Genomic DNA, 20,121 nt, shown 5'->3' on the forward strand with positions numbered 1-20,121 from the left:
GTGTTAATGGAGCTAGTTTAAAGTGATAATCCCTAATTTTTAGGAAATCTGGATTTATCTTAGTGAGGAGAAACCAGACCAGGTTACGATGTCAATTGATACGATAATAGCAGAAATGATAGTCAGTCTTACCGGTCCGGCTTCTTTTTTATGTTTGACATGTTTTCTTCAGATGATAACTAATACTTTACGAGTATATTCGACTAAATCCGAGGGATATGGAAGAGTTGCCTATTGATATATACTTTGAGATAATATTTTTTTGAAGTAAATGCGCATATTATGTCTAAAATAATCAAGATTAGTAGTAAATTATAGATTTATTTTTTATAATTTCTATTTAAAAAATGTACGTGCTATAATTGGTTAATAAAAATTGCACAAGTAAAGATAGAATCAGTTGGAGGTAAAAATGTTGAAGGTTTCTATAGCTATCCCTATTTACAATGCAGCTAGGCATCTAAATGTAACGCTTGATTCTTTAATGCATCAAACAATGAGCAAAGATGAATTTGAAATCATATGTGTTAATGATCGATCAACAGATAATAGCAAGGAGGTTATCTCCGAATATAGTAAAGTGATGAAAAATCTTATATTAATTGACCGCGCCGAAAATTCGGGCGGTCCTATGATACCACGAAATGATGCAATTGAGGCAGCACGTGGGGAATATATCATGTTTTTAGATAATGATGATTTTATAGGTGAAGAGACATTAGAGAGATTTTATAATCAAGCAGTAAAGAATAAATCTGATGTTATCTATGGCAAATACGTTGGTGTTAATGGAAGAGTTGTTCCGCAATCGATGTTTCAAAGCGGAAACCTATATAATTCAGATATCATTAAGGATAATCTCGTATATTCTTTAGCACCTCACAAAATGTTTAACCTTGCATTTATTAAGGAAAATAACTTCAGGTTCCATCCAAAAGCAGTTGTAGGTGAAGATCAGCTATTTGTCATGCAATGTTACATTAAGGCAAAAGTAATTACAGTATTAGCTGACTATGATTACTATTATGTGGTTGCACGGGGTAATGAGAATTTAAGCTTAAAGTATTTCCCTGCTGAGGAATTCTTTTTCTCTTTTAACAGAATCATGGAGTTCTTGCAGGACAGTGATATACATGAATTATACAAGAAAGAACTGAAAATTGCTTTTATTAATCGTTTTCTGCATGCAAGTAGATTGCGAGGACATTTATTGTCTAACCTACTGACCAACGATCAAAAAAAGGATTGGTTAAATGAAGCTAAGTTATTTTTTGATAAGCATGTTGACGACGAAATAGTAAAACAATTGGCATCACGTTTTCATTATTTTGTTAACGTTGTGAAAGATAATGATATTAAAAAACTCCTTTTCATACACAAGCAATTAGATAAAGTGACAGCGATTGATGTAACAAGGGTTGAAGATGGATTAATCTATGCAAGAGTAAAACAACATACAAAAGAATGTGCGTATGATGAAGAGCATGTAGTTAACCAAAACAACACCTCTAATATATTCATTAATAAAGTACAATTTGAGGATAGCTTCTTTGTAATAGAAGGTCAGATGACTCAAAGTTTATTAATTAATAAAGATATTGCATACGAATTAAAGATTGTTCATAGGGAAACAGGTATTGAGAAATCAGTTGTTAGTATCGTTGATCCTTATTCATCTGGAGTATTTGAATTTATGGTGTATTATAAAGAACTATTATTTGATCACAATCTTTTAGGGGCATGGGATTTATTTGTTGAAGCTTCAATAAATGGCTATGTCAAGAGGAGAAGAATCGGAAAAGATAGAGATTTATCAATAAAAGCACACAAACCTGTAAGTGGAATATCATCTTTTGGAAAAAAATACGTAATTAAACCATACTATACAAAACCTCATGATAATTTAAGTTTTAATGTAGTTTTAAATGAAAAAGATAAAGGATGAGGTAAATTAATGAAAAAAGTTAAAACAATATCCAAACAAGTTAAAACATATGCTAGACCCTCAGAAAAGGCTATTGTAGTAAATCAATATGATGAACCAGGAAAAGAACTTACTGTATACCCTAGTATTAAAGGGTGGTACGAGCTCCGACCAGTTGATTTTGATGGGATTATGAACACTGAATTTATAAAGCTTGAGGATGTTAAATAAATTTTTACTACAGAAGTATTACATTAAGGTTTTTGTTCTTTAACATTTTTTTAAGGAACAAAGACCTTTTTATAATATTAAAAATATAGTGAGGTTAATGCCTATCAACGCGCCACCCGGATAGAGCACACAAACCAGTCGCTTCTTTACTTATTAACATAAACTAATTATATGAAATTGCTAAAAATTGCTTGTTAGACCTTTTCTATTATCATATAATTATTAAAAAAATTCCTTTTCTTTAAAGTAAGAACATTTATTTTTTTTGGTCTCTTACTAAATCGATTTAGTAAAAAGTGTATAGGGCATAATCTCATTTACTAAATCGATTTACAAAATATCAATTGGAGTTAAATATGAAAAATATAACCATTGCTGATGTGGCAAAACATGCAAGCGTTTCAAAAAGCACGGTCTCCCAGTATTTGAATAAAAGGTATGACTACATGGGGGAAAAGACGAAGGAACGAATTAGAGAGAGCATTGAAGAATTAGGCTATCAGCCAAATATCATTGCAAGAAGTCTAAAACAAAAGTCCACTTCCACGATTGGGGTAATTGTAGCTAATATATTGCATGCATTTTCAACACAGGTTATTAGAACGATTGAAGATATTTGTCATCAGGAGGATTTTCATCTTATTGTATGTAATGCTGATAATGATCCGGAAAAGGAAAAGAAATATATTGAAATGCTTCGAGCCAAGCAAGTAGATGGATTAATTATCTTTCCAACAGGTGGTAACGTTGATTTATATCAAAAGATGGTAGTTAGTAAATTTCCGCTTGTTTTTGTAGATCGGATAGTCAATGAGGTGTCAGTCCCATCAATTATGCTTGATAATGAAATGGCGATGAAGTTAGCAACTGACTATCTTGTAGATATTGGGTATGAACGAATCGCTTTCATTACTAATTCTATTCATAGAAATATTACTCCTCGTATTGAGAGGGTAAACAGCTTTCAAAAGGCTTTAGTCGCAAGGAATATTACAGTTAATCAAAGTTATATCAAAACGAGTGAATTAGAGAATGTTCAATCTGTCCTAGAAGAAATGCTTTCACAGCAAAATCCGCCCAATGCAATGATCGCTGGAAACGATTTAACATTAATCGAAGTTTTAAAGTATGCAAAAGAAAGACAGTTAAACATACCTGATGATTTGGCAGTCATAGGAATAGACGATGTTTCTTTTGCCAGCTTTTATACACCTGAATTAACAACCATCTCACAACCAACATCTGAAATGGGTAGAAAAGCGGCTTTGCTCCTTCTTGAAAAGATTAAAAATGAACAGTCAGTATGTGATGAAATATTTCGGTTTGAACCTACCTTAAATATTAGAAATTCATGCTAAATGTAGCTATTAAATAATTAATTGGAGTGATTGAATCTATGCTAAAAGATGTTATAACCATTGGCGATGCCATGATTACATTTAATCCAAGCAAAAACGGTCCGATGAGGTTTGTGAATAGTTTTCAGCGTAATGTTGGTGGAGCTGAGCTGAATTTTGCAATTGGCTGTGCACGCTTAGGACTACAAACTGGTTGGATTAGTCGCTTGGGTAATGATGAGTTTGGAAGATACATTCAACATTTTGTAAGAGGTGAAGGAATCGATACTTCTGAAGTGAAACTAGTGGATGGATATCCTACATCTATAAACTTCAGAGAAGTGTTAGAGGACGGCACTGGCAGGACTTTTTATTATCGTAACAATTCACCTACATTGACATTAACTCCAGAGAGTTTAACAGATTCTTATTTTCAAGATGCCAAACTTCTACATATCACAGGGGTATTTCCTGCGATTGATAAAAAGAATATGGATATCATTCTAAAAGGAATTGATTTAGCCAAAAAGCATGGTTTGCGAATTTCTTTCGATCCTAATATTCGTTTAAAGCTTTGGAGTAAAGAAGAGGCAAAAGAAGCTTTATTGAAGTTTTTACCATTCGTCGATATTCTTCTAACAGGTGTCGATGAAGCCGAACTTTTACTAGGCACAAGTGATGAGAAAACGATCATTGAAAAAAGTGTTAATTTAGGAATTTCCTATGTTGCAATAAAACGTGGCGGGGAAGGATCAATAGGATACCATAATGGTCGGATTATCGAAGCACCCCCAGTAGTAGCCAAAAAAGTGGTTGATACGGTTGGCGCTGGCGATGGTTTTGATGCAGGTTTTGTGTATGGAGTCTTACAAAATTGGACATTGGAACGCAGTTTGCATTTTGCTAATACAATCGGCTCCATGGTTGTAAGCGTTTCGGGTGATAATGAAGGACTACCATTTTTAGATGATGTTTTAATTCGAATGGGAGAAAAGGATTTTATCGAACGTTAATAATTCAATTTAAAGGAGAAGAATATGCAATGGTTAAAAAGTTAAATATTTTAAATAGAATCATTGAATGTGGTGTTGTTGCCGTTGTTAGAGCAGAATCAGAAATAGAGGCAGAAAAGATTTCTGCAGCATGTATACTTGGCGGAATAAAAGCTATTGAAGTAACTTTAACAGTACCTGGTGCATTAGAGGTTATCCGCTCTTTAAAAACTAAATTTAAAGAAGAAGAATTAATACTAGGGGCAGGAAGTGTTCTAGACAGTGAGACTGCAAGACTAGCCATTCTTGCTGGAGCTGAGTATATCGTTAGTCCTTGTTTTGATAAAAATACTGCAAAACTATGTAACCGGTATCAAGTTCCATATATGCCCGGCTGTATGACGATTACGGAGATAAAAACAGCAATGGAATATGGTGCAGATATTGTAAAACTATTTCCTGGTAATACCTTCGATCCTTCAATTATTAAATCTATTAATGGTCCAGTGCCTCAGGCATCACTGATGCCAACAGGTGGAGTAAATCTTCAAAATGCAGATCAGTGGATAAAAAATGGGGCTGTTGCTATCGGGATTGGAAGTGATTTGACAAAGCCAGCAAAACAAGGGAATTTCGATGAGGTGAGCACTCTAGCGAGTCAGTACTGTTCAATTGTAAGGGAAGCAAGAGCAGGTATGGTAGTTGGATAACCATCAAATGAAATAATTTTACATAATCATTTTATAAACAGGGAGGTAATAATAATGCGAATGACCTTTAGATGGTATGGTGAAGGAAATGATAGTGTTACCCTTGAACAGATTAGACAAATTCCAGGAGTCGAGGGCATTGTTTGGGCTTTGCATGATGTGCCAGTAGGCGAAGAATGGCCTATGGAAAAAATAATAGAAGTTAAAAATCAGGCTGGAAAATATGGACTTAATATCGATGTCGTTGAAAGTGTGAATGTTCATGAAGATATCAAGCTAGGTCTACCAACAAGAGATCAATATATTGAGAATTATAAAAGAACCATCAAAAAACTAGCTGAAGTTGGAGTGAAAGTTATATGTTATAACTTTATGCCGGTGTTTGATTGGACAAGAACCGATTTGTATAAAGTTATGGAGGATGGTTCTACAGCCTTGTTTTTTGAAAAAGCAAAGGTTGATAATATGGACCCAATTGAGCTTGTTGAAAAGATATCTACAAATTCAACATACACGATGCCAGGGTGGGAGCCTGAACGCTTATCGCGTTTAAAAGAACTCTTTGAGGCGTACAAGGAAGTGAGTGAAGAAGATTTATTTAATAACCTCGCTTATTTCCTAGAAGAAATTATTCCTGTTGCTGAGGAGAATGGGATAAGAATGGGCATCCATCCAGATGATCCACCATGGCCAATTTTCGGATTACCAAGAATCATAACAAGCAGAGAGAATATACGCAGGGTTTTAAATTTAGTTGATAGTCCATCAAATGGAATCACTCTTTGCAGTGGCTCATTAGGATCAAATCCTTCAAACAATGTAGGAGATATGGTACGTGAGTTTGCAAAACGTATTCCTTTTGCGCATATCCGAAATGTGAAGGTGTATGAGAATGGAGACTTTATTGAGACCTCTCATCGAACACAGGACGGAACCGTTGATATCTATGATGTAGTAAAAGCCTACCATGAAAGTGGATTCACAGGATATGCTAGACCAGATCATGGCCGCCATATTTGGGGAGAAGAATGCAGACCAGGTTATGGTCTATATGATAGAGGGTTAGGAATAATGTATCTTTGGGGAATTTGGGATTCACTAGAGCGTTTAAATGGGAGGAAGTCATAATGTTACCAATTAATGAAAATTTGAATGGGAAAGTAGCAGTTGTAACTGGAGGTAGTGGCGTTCTTTGTAGTGCGATGGCTAAAGAGCTTGCAAGACAAGGAGTAAAAGTCGCTATCTTGAATAGAACCGCTGAAAAAGGCGAAGTGGTTGCGAAGGAAATACGAGAAGAAGGTGGAATAGCGATAGCCCTTTCATGCAATGTATTGGATGCAGACAGTGTCAAACAAGCTGAGGAGGTTATATCTAGGGAGCTTGGTGAATGTGATATTCTTATTAACGGCGCTGGTGGAAACCATCCTAGTGGAACAACAACGAATGAAACGTTAAAGGTAGACGATCTTGATAAGGAAGGAATTCAAACCTTTTTTGACTTAAGTCAAGAAGGATTTGGTTTTGTCTTTGATTTAAATATCCTTGGTACACTTATTCCAACACAAATTTTCGCGAAAAAAATGATGAATAAAAAAGGTGCTGTGGTTATCAATATGTCATCAATGAGTGCTCCATCACCAATGACAAAAGTTCCTGCTTATAGTGCAGCTAAAGCAGCAATTGATAACCTCACACAATGGCTAGCAGTTCATATGGCTGACGTAGGAATCAGAGTTAATGCAATTGCACCGGGGTTTTTCTTAACAGAACAAAATAGAAAGCTATTAACAAATGAAGATGGTAGCTTAACTGAACGTTCTAATAAGATTATCACACACACTCCAATGCGTAGATTTGGAAAACCAGAAGATTTATTAGGAACACTATTATGGTTAGTCGATGAAAATTCATCAGGCTTTGTTACTGGTATTACAGTGCCTGTTGATGGAGGATTCATGGCGTATTCTGGAGTCTAGTATCTTCACCCAATTGGAACTACGAAAGTTTTGAATTCATACCCAATTAAATAAGTGTGAGGCACTTTTCATGTCTAAAGTGCCAAAAAAGAGAAAAGCAGTTCAAAGCTAATATTTGAACTGCTTTTTGTGATATTCACAAAAATTAAGGGCGTAGATATCGCAGCTCATGGAACTCCACAACCAAAGTTATCTTCAGGGTAGACCCCTCAATGCTAAAAAAAATCCCACCATGTTAAACGAAAAGGGTTTGTACCTCGATCGGAATGAGCGGAAGGTCACTCGACTCCTGCAGGATTTAGCGGTCTCGGGAGACCCCACAGGAGCCTGCGACGAGGAGGCTCCCGGACCGCCCTGCGGAAAGCGAGTGAATTGCAGCGAATGGAATTCTAAAGACTAAGTATTTTCAGGAAAGAAATCATACAAATTAGTCTATAAAGGTCTCAATTTTTGTATAACAATTAAACGTCCAGATTAAAAAGATTACTCACATCAATCTTAACAGTTGAGCGATGAATAAATAGGTCTTTGCGCGATCATATACATAGTCCTTCTTCCATTCGTCAATATTTTTCACTACTAATTTCACAGCTTGAATGATAAAGTATATTTCTTTATTTGTCATAATAGGATGGAGTGAAATACGAACCCAACCAGGTTTCGTGGAATAATCTCCACTACTAATTGTATCTGTAATCTTTTGTGACTGTTTTTTATCAATATTTAATAAATAGTGGCCATAAGGTCCAGCACATAAACACCCACCACGTACCTGAATTCCAAAACGGTCATTTAATAAAGCAACTATTAAATGATGATGTATATCCTCAATATAAAAAGAAATAATCGCTAATCTATCGAATTGATTTTGTTCAAAAATATGCAATTTTGGTATTTTTGCTAATTCGGATAGAAGAATCTCTATCATTTCTTTTTCTCGATTTACAATATTACTAACACCCATTTGTTCTTTTAATTGAATACAAAGTGCTATTTTTATTGCTTGTAAAAAGCCAGGAGTCCCGCCATCTTCTCTTGCTTGAAGGTTTGGAAAGTATTGATACTGTCCCCATGGATTTGTCCACATGACGGTACCTCCACCTGGATGGTCAGGTACCTTATTCGAAATGATGGAAGAGTTAACAATTAACACTCCACTGCTACCGGGACCGCCTAAAAATTTATGGGGAGAGAACATGATGCCGTCAAGTCGTTCAAGCGGATCTGTTGGATGCATATCAATCTCAACATATGGTGCGGAAGCCGCAAAATCAATAAAACAAATACCTCCATGTTCATGCATCACTTTTGCAAGCTGGTGATAAGGGGAAGTTAATCCTGTAACATTTGAACAAGCTGTAAAAGCTCCGATTTTACACTTACGATGTTGATACTGCTTTAGTTTATCTTGTAGGTGGTTAATGTTGATTTGACCATCATCTATGGGTTCTAAACTAATCACTTCTCCGATTGTCTCAATCCAAGATAGAAAATTTGAGTGGTGCTCCATATGTGTTACAAAAAAATGATTGGTCGGTCTTCCTCATTTACAGCTATGTTTGCTTTTATATTAGAAGGAACTCTTAACCCTAATAATCGTTGTAATTTATTTACTACTGAAGTCATACCAGAACCATCCATAATAATGATATCATCTTCATTCGCATTTACATGTTGTTTAATTACTTGTTGTGCATGATGATATGCTTCTGTCATAGTCGTTCCAGTAACATTTGTTTCTGTATGTGTATTTCCAACTAATGGACCAATTTGATGTTGGATTTTGGATTCAATAGGATTGTATAGTCGTCCACTTGCAGTCCAGTCTGCATAAATCATTTTCTTTTTACCATAAGGTGTTTCAAAATGGTAGTTATACCCACTTACATGTTGATGATATTGTTGGAAAAATTGTTCGAGTTCACTTTGCAATAAATAGGTGGAATCTCCAATTATCGCTTTTATCATGATGTATCCTTTCCCTTCAACTATTCCTCTGATGTATACAATATGCAAAGGGAATTAAAGAGTTAGTCATTTGTATTAAATACTTTTGAATTTTAATATACAAAAAACACTCCATGCAGTAGGCAAATGGAGTGTTTAGGATTGATTTGTTGAAATGGAACTGATGGGATTCGAACCCACGACCCCTTGTCTGCCAGACAAGTATTCTCCCACTGAACTACAGTCCCATAATAATATATTGATTTACAATTCTATTTTAAAGTCGGTTATACAGTTAGTCAATAGACTATTCTAATTTGTATATCTATTGTTGTTCCTTTGTCAAAAAATAGAATATCAAATACTGCTAACTACGAAGCATTTCCTTATATGGTAAATCGTGTAACAAAATTCAGTTACTTACGTCTAACGTAGTAAGGAGGTTAAAGAATGAAGAAGAAGTTATTTTTCATTGTCGGTGTCGTAATCGTTTGGGGCATTACATTAGCTGTTTTAGTTGGAATGAGCCCAAAGGTAATAAATGATTGGACTGATGAGAAGTTAATCGTTATGCCCACAAAAGAATGGGAGATCGATTTTTCAAAACAAGTGGATCCAAAATCAATTTCTAATGAAACTATATTTATCCAGGATGATATGGGAATAAAACAAAAAATAACCTTAAATCTGAGTGAGGATAGAAAATCTGTTACTATTTATGCTCCAAATGGAGGATATAGTATTGAACCTACTTATTATACTTTATACGTAAAAAAAGAGATTAAATCTGCATCGAATGGACAAAGTTTGCAAAGTGGGAAACAATTGACTTTTGTTGTTCAAGAGACATTACCTACGGTCAGATCTAAGCAAAAGTTAGACGAAATTTTTACAAAAGCTATTGAGAGATCAAAAGAAGGAAGAGGTTTTGGTTTATTTTCATTTTCGAATGGGGTAGAGGAATCGGCTGAATCTGAATCGGCTGCGGATTCTGCAAAATCGAGTGAGGGCGGAGGTTATTCAGAAACGAATAATCAAGTTCAAGGTGTTGATGAGGCAGATACTGTTAAAACGGACGGACAGTTTATATATCAAGTAGAAGATAGAAAAGTACTCATTACAAAGGCCATTCCTGCAGAAAATATGAAGTTAGCAGGAACGATTTTGTATAAAGAGACCTTTTCGCCAGTACAGCTATTTCTCCATGATGATCAACTAGTCGTCATTGGTTACGCATATGAAGAAATAAAAGAAGGAAACGAAAAGAAGCAGTCAACAGAGGAGCGTATTTGGCCGGGCTATTACCAGTCCACTCGAGCAATTGTGTATGATGTGAGCAATAAGCATGAACCAAAGGAAATTCGTACGGTTGAGGTTGAGGGCTCGTACCTCACATCTAGAAAAGTTAATGAACATGTTTATTTAATTTCTTCACATGCCCCAAGCTACTGGTTGCTTGAAGAAGATGGTGGAATTGATTTAAGACCAAGGTTTTCTGATTCGGCTAGTGGAGATTCAAAGTGTGCTGTACCATATACTGACATTCATTATTTTCCTGAATCACCCGAAACTAATTACACGATGATTGCTTCTTTTAATTTGAATCAACCAAATAATGAGGCTAAAATGACGACCTATTTGGGGAGTGGAGAGCAATTTTATATGTCAAAGGAAAGTCTGTATTTAGGAGTGACTGAATATAGTCACTTTGTTGGAAGTAGAGCAGAAGAATTCCCGAATCCTGATACGAGCATCTATAAATTTTCAATCAACAAGGGGATTGTGACATTTCATAGTTCAGCAGAGGTTCCTGGAACCATTTTGAATCAATTCTCAATGGATGAGTACTCAGGTCATTTTCGAGTAGTGACTACAGAAGGAGATTCTTGGAACAATGAGCGACCTTCTGCTAATCATTTATATATCTTTGATGAGAACCTAAAGCAAAAAGGCACACTTGAAGATTTAGCTAGAGGTGAACGTGTTTATTCTGCTCGATTCTTGGGAGACAGAATTTATATTGTTACATTTAAACAAGTAGATCCTTTATTTGTAATAGATGCAAGTAATCCAGGTCGCCCGACAGTGCTAGGGGAATTGAAAATACCTGGGTTTAGTAATTACTTACACCCATATGATGAAAACCATATTATCGGTTTTGGGCATGATACAAAATTAGTTCCAAGTAAACAAGCGGGGGAAGAACCATTAGTAATCACAGAAGGAGTGAAGATTTCACTTTTTGATATCACAGATGTATCAAATCCAAAGGAAAAATTCAGTGAAGTAATTGGTGGACGTGGCACATATTCTCCTTTGAATTATGACCATAAAGCATTATTGTTCCATAAAGACAAGGGATTATTTGCATTCCCAATTTCTATCTATCATGATGTAGAGGGCTCAGAGTATGAACAACGATTTGAATTTCAAGGGGCCTATGTTTATAACCTTAATTTGGAAGATGGTTTTCAGCTTCAAGACAAGATAACACATTTGCAGGATGAGGTCTTTTATGAGGAATGGGAGAATAGTATTTCTCGGATTGTATATATAGGAGATCACCTTTATTCTATATCTCCGTCTAGGGTAACAGCGCATCAAATCGGGAGCTTCCAGCTTGTTGGGGAAGTTAAATATTAAAGTGGCAAGACCATTGATTATATTAATCAATGGTCTTGCTTCTATTTTTCGCTTCCGTTTTTGTGAAATTCGGATATAATTACATCAGAATTAATTATAAAGTTAACTGCCCTGAGTGGACTTGAAGGAGTTAAATAATGAAGATTAATCCCTATATATTAATTGGAATTGGAGTGTTGGCTGTAGCCACATCCGCCATTTTAGTGAAACTAGCAAGTGCGCCAGCTCCAGTCATTGCGTTTTACCGTTTGTTTTTTTCAGTTTTATTAATGTTACCTCTATTTTTATATAAGTATAAGCATGAACTAAAATTAATATCTAAAAAAGATTGGATTTATTCTGTCATTGCTGGTGTGTTTTTAGCATTTCATTTCATTCTATGGTTTGAATCACTAAATTACACATCTGTAACAAGTTCAACTGTGTTGGTTACGTTACAACCACTTTTTGCGTTTGTGGGTACCTTTTTGTTTTTTAAGGAAAAATTAAGTTTTAGTGCGATCTCAAGCGGGTTGCTTGGTATAGCTGGTAGTTTGATTATCAGTTGGGGAGATTTTCAGGTAAGTGGAATGGCTCTTTATGGCAATTTTCTTGCATTGGTTGCTTGTGCAATGGTCACAGCTTATCTTTTATTCGGTCAACATGTTCGCAAACGTGTATCGATCATCACGTATACATTTGTTGTATATAGTATTAGCAGTGTAACCTTATTCTTCTATGTAGTATTACTGAATTATCCCCTAACTGGATTTCCAAAACAAGATTGGATCGTCTTTATTCTATTAGCGATTGTTCCGACCTTGCTGGGACATACGTTGTTTAATTGGGCTTTACAATGGGTGAGTACTTCGACAATTTCAATCGCCATTTTATTTGAGCCCGTAGGTGCAGCTATATTAGCGTATTTTATTCTTGGAGAAAAGATATTAGCTACGCAAATTTTTGGGGGAGTAGTAATAATCTTCGGAATTACATGCTATCTGTTGAGTGAACGAAAAAGAACGAAGGTATTAGCTCACCCGCAGCCTACTGCAAGCTAAAGGAGTGAATGAACTATTGAGAATTCGACACGCGGTTTATAAAGACATTAAAGGGATTGCCAAAGTGCAGGTAGATAGCTGGAGAACAACTTATGAAGGAGTTGTTCCAAAAGCTTATCTTGATAGCTTAAAGTATGAAGAAAAAGAGAAGATTTGGACACTAATTTTCGAACAAGGCTTTGAAAAGTCATGTACATATGTTGTGGAAAATGAGAGAGAAGAGATTATAGGCTTTGCGAGTGGTGGGAAGGAAAGAAGCGGAAAATATGATTATGATGGAGAATTGTATACGATTTATTTTCTCAAAGAATATCAAGGACAAGGTTTAGGGAAGAAGTTAATCAAAGTTGTTTCAGAAGATTTATCTAAGAAGGGCTTTCGTTCGTTATTAGTATGGTTTTTAAAAGATAACCCAGCACGTTACTTTTACGAAATCTTTGGACCGGAAAAGGTCGATTCTGGACAAATTCTGATATCAGGAGCATCGCTAATTGAATATGCATACGGGTGGCGGCGAATCGAAGAATTATTCTAGGGCTCTTTTTTAGTAACATTATGTGGCTATGTTGTTATTTTAGTTATAAATATAGAACTTTAAGAATCGATGTAGTTTCACTTGGTACCATAGTAGTTATCTATACACTTAGCGGAAACAAAATCTACCAAAGTAGCCAATAAAACAGAAAGCCCCTACATAAAAGTAAGGGCTTTTTACAATCTACGATCTTTTTAGTTTTTTTCCTTTTAACAATAACAAACATCCAATGAGTAATATAACTAGTCCAATTACTATATTGTTTCCATAGGGTGATGCTGTGTTAGGTAAATCAGCACCAGTCATTGCCACATTCAATTCGTTGGCAGAACTTGCGATATTTAAAAACTGTTCTCCACGATCTAACAGATAATCGGAGTTAAGTCTATCCTCAGTTAAATGCATATCCATGATCACTTGGTCTTCTTCATCCATTAGTTCAACAACCACAACCATGTCTTCTGAAACATTCATTGTTAACAATTCCTGAAGAGAGATGTCTTTTTTTGTCTTATCCATAACAATGTAGTAAGAAGGATTTAATCGTAGTGTACTTAACATATTCTCAAAAAGAGCCGATAAATCATTCTTTTGTCCATCTGATAAAGACGTTGCTGTATCATATGAGAAGTATTGCTCTAAATTAATGTTAATAGTACTTAGTTCATTTTCAATGGTATTGTTTTTATTAACTGAAATTAGATGTTCGAATAAGCGGTCAGCCTCATCTTCGCTAAGTCCAATATCAGATAATAAACGTTCAGCTTCGTGTAGTGTCTCTGCATGCTTTAGATAAAAGTTCACATCTACTTCTAAATCTTCAATAAAAAGATAATCATCAATGGATTCACCAAATCCAGCTAAAAGAGTATGAAGCTCTTTCTCGGTTAAATCATGGACAGTTAATAATTGACCAAAATTATTTGCATCAATAGGAGTTCCTAAATAGGACTCTAATTCCTCAACAGTTTCGAATTCATCAAGAGATGAATTGTGATAAGCTAAATAATCTGTTAATTCCTCATGTGTTAATCCTATTCCTTCTATATATTGTTTTACTTCTTCATTAGAGAGAGCTGCATGTACCTCGTTAGCAACACTCACATATTGAAGGGATAGAATTAAACAAAGTACTAAAAATCTTTTCATGGTAAATCCTCCAAATAATAAGGTATTACGTGTAGTATTTTCAACTTTTACCAAATAATGCATGTGCTTTTACATTAGATGAAATAAGTACAAAAAAGAACATAGCAAAATATATGTTCTTTATCTTAACTTATATAAATTTTTTTCCCTAAATAAGCAATCAGAAGCTTACAAGAGACTTTGGGGGACAGTGAGTGTTGCTTATTTTTAAATAAGGAGTTAAAGTGTGGCCTAGTCACTTGTTCCAAAATATTTGCTGATTTTTGTGCATTTGTTTTACGGTGATTATTTAAATGTGAGATGATTGCTTTGTCCTGCTTAATCCCTATGCCATGATCATAATACTTATCTTGCCCCATTACTATTGCGTACCCACCTCTGCAAAATGGAGTGTGTGGATCGAATTCTGGATTTTTGATATAGATACAATCACCAAAGATAAATTCATTTCCCTTTGTTGTGAGTAATTCGAGGTCTTGATCATAATGCCAGTCGTATAATACTAAATCAGTAAAATACTGATTAAATAAGGTTTGCCCTACTATTTCAAGAGTTGCTTTATAAAGAATGATTACCACCGCTGTTGCGCTTTCGAATGAGTACAAGTTCCCATTTCTAAAAATATCTGTGATTGCCTCTGTTGGCTGGACATCTTTTCTTACATGAAATGCTCCATTTTTTGTTAACTTCCAAAATTGCTCATTACACTTTGAAGTTGCAAACGTGGCAACTCTGACTCGACTATGATCAAGTTTCCTTGAAGAGTGTAAGATCGCTACTCTAAACTTGATTTCAAACCATAACTCTTCTACTGATTGATATTCATATTCTTCTGCGTGATTAATCATTGTTTCTATGATTTCTATTTCTGGTAAAGAAGCTTGATTTAATTGCTGAACGAGATTTAATGGTAATCCGTTAATTGTTATCATGCTTAACCCCCAAAATAAGGTGTTCTTATATAAGTATTCATCAAAAGGGAATAGTGTTGCTATTTATTTAAAACCATCGATTTTGCCAACTTATGAATCTTTGCCTTTACCATGGATTCTTCGTCATCATATGAACCGAAGATGTAAAAGTATAAATTATATTCAATATCGGTATCTTGATTTGGCTTAATGAAGTAATGGACAACAGCTGTAACACTCTCCCCGTGAATCACGTTTTTTATATGAACGAGCATTTGTTCAGTGGGATAATTTAAATCCTCAACCTGATTGGTTTCGAAAATGCCACCTTGGGAGAGCAACTTTGATTTTTCTGCTTGATTTACTTTTCTAAAGCCGCCAATCACTTTCCCATTCTTTCTATAAAGTCTGGAATTTTCATTTTCTACTTCGACTTCTATATCAGGAGGTAAGCTGATAGAATAATCTTCCTGTTGATGAGTTCCTTGTTCACTATTAGAAAGAAAATGATTCACACCATAATATCCAACTCCAATGATGCCAAATATTAGTAATGCACTTGTTAGAGTATGCATTAAAAAATGGTATGAAAGAAATCGTGTTGACGCTTTTTGTTGATTGTTATTTTTTATATTGAGCAAAATTGAATGCTTATTGTTAGGGTCAAGAGTAAAGGAAGGGAATTTTTTATTTTGTAAATCAATTATACGTCGTGTTTTCATCAGTCGTTCCTCCTTTAATGCTATGATTCTCAAGTCTTTTCCTAAGGGCCTTTATCGCCCGGTGATATGTGATGCTTACTTTAGATGGTGACCAGTCTAATATAGTAGACGTTTGGTCGACACTGTAATTCAAAACCAGTCGGCATAGTAATACTTCTTTATAGGATGTTTTAAGTAAACTAATTTCGTTGTAAATTTCATTAAGAGTTTCGTTTGCTAGAAATTCTCCTTCTGGTGTTTTCTCTATTTTTAGTGTGAATAACTCTAATAGGAAAAATTTAAATAGTCGAGTCCTTCTCGAGCGATCGATGACTAAATTCCTTGCAATAGAAATAAGCCAAGTTTTTGGACTAGATCTGTCTTCGAACAAGTTGATAGATTTCATGGCTTTTATAAAAACATCTTGGAGCAAATCCTCCACATCCTTAGAGCCAGTGTAATAAATAAGAAAAGAATAAACGTCATCACTATATAAATAAAACCATTCTTCAATTAATGCATTTGTATTCATGTGTTCACCTCACTGACCTTGATAATGATTAGACGAATAGCGAATGGAATTCTTACAGTAAATTCTAATTGTTTTTCTAAAACATTATCTACTAATTGGGTATACTAATCTATCTTTTATCATATACATCTAGTAAAAAAACTAGTGGAGGAAAATAGAATGGAATTTATTCAATCATTTGCAATGATTTTATCGCTTATCATGTGTTTGTTTCTCTTATCATACGCATATATGGAAGGGATCAGGATAAGTAATAGTGAGGGGAAGGTACAAGCAGGATCTATTATATTTACTTCAACAATGGGAGTGGTTTTTGCATTTCTAGCAAACTCTCTCTACTTCTAAATTTTATTAATAGAAAGAATCTTTTCCTAAAGATTGTTAGTAATTGTACTTCCAGGGGAAAAAGCTGTCCTTCGAAATTCATAGCGTCATTCTAAGAATGGTCAAAAGCAATAACGTTAAGTAAATAGTTAAACTCAGTTCCTTTTCATGAAACATGATGGAGCAGCATACACTGTTTGTACAATGGAGAGGTGGTTTGTTTGAGTTTAATACATTTATTTAAATCTAGAAATATGGCAGGACCTGAAGGATTGTCCTTGAAATACGGAGGCCTTATACGACAATTATCTTTGGAAGAGTTTTGGGAAACTCTAAGTGAGAAGGACAGAAATGTTTTTAGAAATGTTTGTAAGCGTTCATTTGGTATTTTAGGATTTCAGCTAGAGGGTGTTGACTCATCTGATAGCAAACTAACAACTAGAAGGGACGCGAGCTCCTTTTTGATTGGTATTGCGAACTGGACTTTTGAAATGGAGAAGTATGATCTAACTGAAAAGTTATTATTAAAAGCAATTGAATTGGCAAAGGATATATCACAGATTCATAGTTGTTATATTTGGCTGATTAAATTGCACTATAAGAACAGATTTCACAAAAGTCAATCTACAGAAGAGTGTATTTACTATTGTAAGAGCGATATTAAAATTTTACCTATTTTAATTAATGAAATCGAAAGTACGAGTCAGAATTATATCAATATGAGCTGTTTTAGAGTTTTAGCTGCATTATATGAAGAACTTCAGTTAAAGATTGAAAAAGAACAAGTGTTGGAGTTAGAGCAATATTATAGATCTCTTATATGAAAGGTTACTGCCGCAGTTAATATTGTGGCAGTATTTTTTGTTTTCACTGGACGAGTATTTTTATATAGAGCAAAACCTAAAAGTAGACGTAAAAGTCTACCCTGAAAATAACTTTGGTTGTGGAGTTCCATGAGCTGCGATCCAATTGCTTTCCGCGGGGTGGTCCGTGAGCCTCCTCGTCGCCAGGGGCGGGCTCCTGCGGGGTCTCACGAGACCACTGGATCCCGCAGGAGTCAAGTGGCTCTCCGCTCATTCCACACTTAGTAAGTACCTGTTTTCATTCTCCATGGTGCGAAATACATATTTAGCATGGATGTCTACCCTGAAAATACCTAATGATGTAGAGTTCCGTGAGCTGCGATCCACTTGCGGGATACCGCGGGGTGGTCCGTGAGCCTCCTCGTCGCCAGGGGCTCAGCTCCTGCGGGGTCTCACGAGACTACTGGATCCCGCAGGAGTCAAGGGGCTCTCCGCTCATGCCACACTAGTGAGCATCATTTGCATTTTATTGGTACGAATTTTTAATAGTGTTGGGTCTACTTTGAAAATACTTAGCTTATTGTTTGGGTTCGCATTAAAGAGTCACTTCTTTGATCTATCTACTATATCTAATTACTAAAATTTTGATTAAGGTTATATAGAGACTAAATAAAAAATGAAAAAAGGACTTGCAATGATAAATTCAACATGTTATATTAATCAACGTCGCTGTTAACGACATTGTCTTCTGCGAAATTGGTGCACATTATTTATCTGAAAAAGTGTTGACATCAAGTTGAACAGATGTTATATTAATAAAGTCGCTTTTGAGAAGTGACTACAAAAGTTCTTTGAAAACTGAACACAATAAACAAGCGTCAACGTTTAATCTAGTTTTAAATTTTTATTTGAGCAATCAAATATCTCTTATTGGAGAGTTTGATCCTGGCTCAGGATGAACGCTGGCGGCGTGCCTAATACATGCAAGTCGAGCGAATTAAAGGAAGCTTGCTTCCTTTAATTAGCGGCGGACGGGTGAGTAACACGTGGGCAACCTGCCTGTAAGACTGGGATAACTTCGGGAAACCGGAGCTAATACCGGATAATATAAAGAACCTCATGGTTCTCTATTAAAAGATGGTTTCGGCTATCACTTACAGATGGGCCCGCGGCGCATTAGCTAGTTGGTGAGGTAACGGCTCACCAAGGCAACGATGCGTAGCCGACCTGAGAGGGTGATCGGCCACACTGGGACTGAGACACGGCCCAGACTCCTACGGGAGGCAGCAGTAGGGAATCTTCCGCAATGGACGAAAGTCTGACGGAGCAACGCCGCGTGAACGATGAAGGCCTTCGGGTCGTAAAGTTCTGTTGTTAAGGAAGAACAAGTACGAGAGTAACTGCTCGTACCTTGACGGTACTTAACCAGAAAGCCACGGCTAACTACGTGCCAGCAGCCGCGGTAATACGTAGGTGGCAAGCGTTATCCGGAATTATTGGGCGTAAAGCGCTCGCAGGCGGTCTTTTAAGTCTGATGTGAAAGCCCCCGGCTCAACCGGGGAGGGTCATTGGAAACTGGGAGACTTGAGTGCAGAAGAGGAGAGTGGAATTCCACGTGTAGCGGTGAAATGCGTAGAGATGTGGAGGAACACCAGTGGCGAAGGCGACTCTCTGGTCTGTAACTGACGCTGAGGAGCGAAAGCGTGGGGAGCGAACAGGATTAGATACCCTGGTAGTCCACGCCGTAAACGATGAGTGCTAAGTGTTAGGGGGTTTCCGCCCCTTAGTGCTGCAGCAAACGCATTAAGCACTCCGCCTGGGGAGTACGGTCGCAAGACTGAAACTCAAAGGAATTGACGGGGGCCCGCACAAGCGGTGGAGCATGTGGTTTAATTCGAAGCAACGCGAAGAACCTTACCAGGTCTTGACATCCCTATGACCGCTCTAGAGATAGAGTTTTCCCTTCGGGGACAAAGGTGACAGGTGGTGCATGGTTGTCGTCAGCTCGTGTCGTGAGATGTTGGGTTAAGTCCCGCAACGAGCGCAACCCTTGATCTTAGTTGCCAGCATTCAGTTGGGCACTCTAAGGTGACTGCCGGTGACAAACCGGAGGAAGGTGGGGATGACGTCAAATCATCATGCCCCTTATGACCTGGGCTACACACGTGCTACAATGGATGGTACAAAGGGCAGCAAAACCGCGAGGTTAAGCGAATCCCATAAAACCATTCTCAGTTCGGATTGCAGGCTGCAACTCGCCTGCATGAAGCTGGAATCGCTAGTAATCGCGGATCAGCATGCCGCGGTGAATACGTTCCCGGGCCTTGTACACACCGCCCGTCACACCACGAGAGTTTGTAACACCC

At 36.4% G+C, this 20,121-nt stretch carries 16 protein-coding genes, 1 tRNA gene, 1 rRNA gene and 1 pseudogene (1 of these 19 running past the window's edge); 13 read left to right on the forward strand and 6 right to left on the reverse strand.

Features of this window, described 5'->3' with window-relative positions:
• The first annotated feature begins 415 nt into the window (after window positions 1-415).
• The 7 genes from BK579_RS06195 (at window position 416) to BK579_RS06225 (ending at window position 7,170) form a co-directional block, all read left to right on the forward strand.
• Window positions 416-1,945 (forward strand): glycosyltransferase, encoded by a 1,530-nt coding sequence (locus tag BK579_RS06195; protein ID WP_169891078.1) that lies wholly within the window; start codon window positions 416-418, stop codon window positions 1,943-1,945.
• Window positions 1,946-1,954: 9 nt separating this feature from the next.
• Window positions 1,955-2,155, forward strand: a complete 201-nt coding sequence (locus BK579_RS06200; protein ID WP_078544328.1) for a hypothetical protein — start codon at window positions 1,955-1,957, stop codon at window positions 2,153-2,155.
• Window positions 2,156-2,511: 356 nt separating this feature from the next.
• A complete protein-coding gene (locus BK579_RS06205; protein WP_078544330.1) occupies window positions 2,512-3,513 on the forward strand; it encodes a LacI family DNA-binding transcriptional regulator in 1,002 nt (333 codons plus the stop codon).
• Between the two features lie 38 nt (window positions 3,514-3,551).
• The gene (locus tag BK579_RS06210) at window positions 3,552-4,505 is read left to right on the forward strand and encodes a sugar kinase (protein ID WP_078544331.1); all 954 of its coding nucleotides are present in this window, start codon (window positions 3,552-3,554) and stop codon (window positions 4,503-4,505) included.
• 29 nt (window positions 4,506-4,534) lie between these two features.
• On the forward strand, window positions 4,535-5,194 hold the full coding sequence (locus BK579_RS06215) for a bifunctional 4-hydroxy-2-oxoglutarate aldolase/2-dehydro-3-deoxy-phosphogluconate aldolase (protein ID WP_078544333.1): 660 nt from the start codon (window positions 4,535-4,537) through the stop codon (window positions 5,192-5,194).
• Window positions 5,195-5,248: 54 nt separating this feature from the next.
• A complete protein-coding gene (uxuA, locus tag BK579_RS06220; RefSeq protein ID WP_078544335.1) occupies window positions 5,249-6,322 on the forward strand; it encodes a mannonate dehydratase in 1,074 nt (357 codons plus the stop codon).
• Entirely contained in the window at window positions 6,322-7,170 is an 849-nt protein-coding gene (locus tag BK579_RS06225; RefSeq protein WP_078544337.1) for an SDR family oxidoreductase, read from the forward strand. Before uxuA ends, BK579_RS06225 begins: the two co-directional genes overlap by 1 nt.
• Before the next feature lie 461 nt (window positions 7,171-7,631).
• On the opposite strand, the pseudogene BK579_RS06230 reads toward BK579_RS06225, so the two are convergent.
• A pseudogene (locus BK579_RS06230) lies at window positions 7,632-9,141 on the reverse strand (aminotransferase class V-fold PLP-dependent enzyme).
• Between the two features lie 152 nt (window positions 9,142-9,293).
• A tRNA-Ala gene (locus tag BK579_RS06235) sits at window positions 9,294-9,365 on the reverse strand.
• Between the two features lie 202 nt (window positions 9,366-9,567).
• Here BK579_RS06235 and BK579_RS06240 point away from each other — a divergent pair.
• From BK579_RS06240 to BK579_RS06250, 3 genes are all read left to right on the forward strand, one after another.
• Window positions 9,568-11,760, forward strand: a complete 2,193-nt coding sequence (locus BK579_RS06240; RefSeq protein ID WP_078544339.1) for a beta-propeller domain-containing protein — start codon at window positions 9,568-9,570, stop codon at window positions 11,758-11,760.
• Between the two features lie 137 nt (window positions 11,761-11,897).
• A complete protein-coding gene (locus BK579_RS06245; protein ID WP_078544341.1) occupies window positions 11,898-12,800 on the forward strand; it encodes a DMT family transporter in 903 nt (300 codons plus the stop codon).
• 16 nt (window positions 12,801-12,816) lie between these two features.
• Entirely contained in the window at window positions 12,817-13,335 is a 519-nt protein-coding gene (locus tag BK579_RS06250; protein WP_078544343.1) for a GNAT family N-acetyltransferase, read from the forward strand.
• A gap of 183 nt (window positions 13,336-13,518) precedes the next feature.
• Here the strand turns inward: BK579_RS06250 and BK579_RS06255 are convergent, their stop codons facing one another.
• From BK579_RS06255 to BK579_RS06270, 4 genes are all read right to left on the reverse strand, one after another.
• On the reverse strand, window positions 13,519-14,484 hold the full coding sequence (locus tag BK579_RS06255; protein WP_169891079.1) for a processed acidic surface protein: 966 nt from the start codon (window positions 14,482-14,484) through the stop codon (window positions 13,519-13,521).
• A 125-nt stretch (window positions 14,485-14,609) separates the two neighbouring features.
• Window positions 14,610-15,416, reverse strand: a complete 807-nt coding sequence (locus tag BK579_RS06260) for a hypothetical protein (protein ID WP_078544346.1) — start codon at window positions 15,414-15,416, stop codon at window positions 14,610-14,612.
• A gap of 59 nt (window positions 15,417-15,475) precedes the next feature.
• Entirely contained in the window at window positions 15,476-16,117 is a 642-nt protein-coding gene (locus BK579_RS06265; protein WP_078544348.1) for a hypothetical protein, read from the reverse strand.
• A complete protein-coding gene (locus tag BK579_RS06270) occupies window positions 16,095-16,628 on the reverse strand; it encodes an RNA polymerase sigma factor (protein ID WP_078544350.1) in 534 nt (177 codons plus the stop codon). Before BK579_RS06270 ends, BK579_RS06265 begins: the two co-directional genes overlap by 23 nt.
• Window positions 16,629-16,787: 159 nt before the next feature.
• Between BK579_RS06270 and BK579_RS06275 the strand changes: the two genes are divergently transcribed.
• The 3 genes from BK579_RS06275 to BK579_RS06285 form a co-directional block, all read left to right on the forward strand.
• Window positions 16,788-16,973, forward strand: coding sequence for a hypothetical protein (locus BK579_RS06275; protein ID WP_078544352.1), 186 nt, complete (start codon window positions 16,788-16,790; stop codon window positions 16,971-16,973).
• Window positions 16,974-17,173: 200 nt separating this feature from the next.
• Window positions 17,174-17,776 (forward strand): hypothetical protein, encoded by a 603-nt coding sequence (locus BK579_RS06280; RefSeq protein WP_078544353.1) that lies wholly within the window; start codon window positions 17,174-17,176, stop codon window positions 17,774-17,776.
• A 906-nt stretch (window positions 17,777-18,682) separates the two neighbouring features.
• Window positions 18,683-20,121, forward strand: a 16S ribosomal RNA gene (locus tag BK579_RS06285) (it continues 130 nt past the right edge of the window).

It is taken from the genome of Litchfieldia alkalitelluris (assembly GCF_002019645.1).
Taxonomy (GTDB): domain Bacteria; phylum Bacillota; class Bacilli; order Bacillales; family Bacillaceae_L; genus Litchfieldia; species Litchfieldia alkalitelluris.

Coding starts and splice junctions, on each gene's coding strand:
- BK579_RS06200 (WP_078544328.1), top strand. CDS start 1,955: ATGAAAAAAGTTAAAACAATATCCAAACAAGTTAAAACATATGCTAGA.
- BK579_RS06205 (WP_078544330.1), top strand. CDS start 2,512: ATGAAAAATATAACCATTGCTGATGTGGCAAAACATGCAAGCGTTTCA.
- BK579_RS06210 (WP_078544331.1), top strand. CDS start 3,552: ATGCTAAAAGATGTTATAACCATTGGCGATGCCATGATTACATTTAAT.
- BK579_RS06215 (WP_078544333.1), top strand. CDS start 4,535: ATGGTTAAAAAGTTAAATATTTTAAATAGAATCATTGAATGTGGTGTT.
- uxuA (WP_078544335.1), top strand. CDS start 5,249: ATGCGAATGACCTTTAGATGGTATGGTGAAGGAAATGATAGTGTTACC.
- BK579_RS06225 (WP_078544337.1), top strand. CDS start 6,322: ATGTTACCAATTAATGAAAATTTGAATGGGAAAGTAGCAGTTGTAACT.
- BK579_RS06240 (WP_078544339.1), top strand. CDS start 9,568: ATGAAGAAGAAGTTATTTTTCATTGTCGGTGTCGTAATCGTTTGGGGC.
- BK579_RS06245 (WP_078544341.1), top strand. CDS start 11,898: ATGAAGATTAATCCCTATATATTAATTGGAATTGGAGTGTTGGCTGTA.
- BK579_RS06255 (WP_169891079.1), bottom strand. CDS start 14,484: ATGAAAAGATTTTTAGTACTTTGTTTAATTCTATCCCTTCAATATGTG.
- BK579_RS06260 (WP_078544346.1), bottom strand. CDS start 15,416: ATGATAACAATTAACGGATTACCATTAAATCTCGTTCAGCAATTAAAT.
- BK579_RS06265 (WP_078544348.1), bottom strand. CDS start 16,117: ATGAAAACACGACGTATAATTGATTTACAAAATAAAAAATTCCCTTCC.
- BK579_RS06270 (WP_078544350.1), bottom strand. CDS start 16,628: ATGAATACAAATGCATTAATTGAAGAATGGTTTTATTTATATAGTGAT.
- BK579_RS06275 (WP_078544352.1), top strand. CDS start 16,788: ATGGAATTTATTCAATCATTTGCAATGATTTTATCGCTTATCATGTGT.